The following is a 1,544-nucleotide window of genomic DNA, read 5'->3' on the forward strand; positions in this document are numbered from 1 at the left end:
CTAGGTGCCCTGATGGCCTGACCCGAATAGTGATCGACCACAAGCCGTGTCTTTACTTGGATCCGTTGCCCCCCCGGCACCCTTCCCGACGAGGTTCCGCCTTGCCATCGCATGCGACCCGAGAAGGGCCTGACGCCAACCAGGACGGCGCTTAACCAGGCCGTCAAGCTGCCCGACGGATGGGGACCACCTCAGTGTCCACGGCCCCGGCTCAGGCTCCAGCGCGACACGTACATTGAGAGGGAGCCCCACCATGCAGCACGAAGGGATTTCCCGCCGCCGCATCCTCGGCATCGTCGCCGCCGCGCCCGGCCTTGCGCTGCCGGGGCTTGCGTTGCCGGGTGCCGCCGCTGCGGCGGAGGCACCGCCGGTCACCTGGAGAGGCCCGGTGCTTGGTGCCCTCGGCCAGATCACGCTGCATCATCCGGACAAGGCGGTGGCGGAGCGCCTGATCGCCTCGTCCCTGATGGAAATCCGTCGTCTGGAAGCGATGTTCAGCCTGTGGCGCGACGACAGCCTGCTCTCGGAGTTGAACCGGCGCGGCGCCCTGGCCGCGCCGCCACCGGAGATGGTGGATCTGCTGTCGCGGGCGCTCGATGCCGTGGAGCATACCGGCGGCGCCTTCGACCCGATCGTCCAGCCGCTCTGGGCGCTGCACGCGGCGCATTTCGGCGCGCCGGGAGCCGATCCGGCCGGCCCCGCCCCGGCGGCGCTGGAGGCGGCGCTGGCGAAGGTGAGCCATACCGGGCTCCGCGTTACGCCAGATCGCGTGGTGCTGCTGCGTCGCGGCTTGGCGGTCACCCTGAACGGCATCGCGCAGGGCTACATCACCGACCGTGTCGTGGCGCTACTGCGCGTCGGCGGGGTGGCGCGAACCCTGGTGGACCTCGGCGAGGCAAGGACGATTGGCGCGCGTTCCACGGGCAGGCCCTGGCTCGCCGCAATCAGCGACCCGGAAGCGCCGGGCGCAACGTGGGGCGAGGCGGAGCTGACGGATCGGGCCCTGGCAAGTTCCGCCGACCTCGGCTTCGTCTTCGACCGCGCGGGCCGGTTCACCCATCTGCTCGACCCCCGCAGTGGGCTCAGCCCAAGGCTGCATCGCGCCGTCTCCGTGCTTGCGCCGGAGGCGACGCTTGCGGATGGTCTCGCAACCGGCTTCGCCTTGATGCCGGAGGATGCGATCAGGATCGCGCTGCGCGGCCTGGACAGCGTGGAGGTACGCCTGCTGCGGCATGACGGAAGCATAGCCCGGCTCAGCGCGGCGTAACGGTGCGTCGGTTCAGCGCGGCCCACGCCTGAAGACGTTGGTGACCGCGACCAGTGTGGCGGCGAGTGTTGTTGCCCCCGAATTCCCGGACAGGATCAGGCTGTTAACGTGGCACGGCTGAACTGGCGCGGGATACGGTTCCACCCGCGACCCGTCCTCGAAGGCCGATCGGCCAGGGCATCGGGGCCGCAGCTTTGGTGGTTTTCGTGTCGGTTCAAGAACGTTGCTGCCGGCCAGCTCAACTGGCGCAGCCTCCGCCGGGCCGGCGGGTGCAACT

The 1,544-nt window shown here is 69.9% G+C and carries 1 protein-coding gene; it reads left to right on the forward strand.

The window, feature by feature from the left end; all coding sequences use genetic code 11:
* Nucleotides 1-253 precede the first annotated feature (253 nt).
* On the forward strand, nucleotides 254-1,267 hold the full coding sequence (locus ACFHPP_RS30965) for an FAD:protein FMN transferase (protein WP_437167071.1): 1,014 nt from the start codon (nucleotides 254-256) through the stop codon (nucleotides 1,265-1,267).
* Nucleotides 1,268-1,544: the final 277 nt, after the last annotated feature.

The sequence above is a fragment of the Falsiroseomonas sp. E2-1-a20 genome, assembly GCF_051433195.1.
Lineage (GTDB): Bacteria > Pseudomonadota > Alphaproteobacteria > Acetobacterales > Acetobacteraceae > Falsiroseomonas.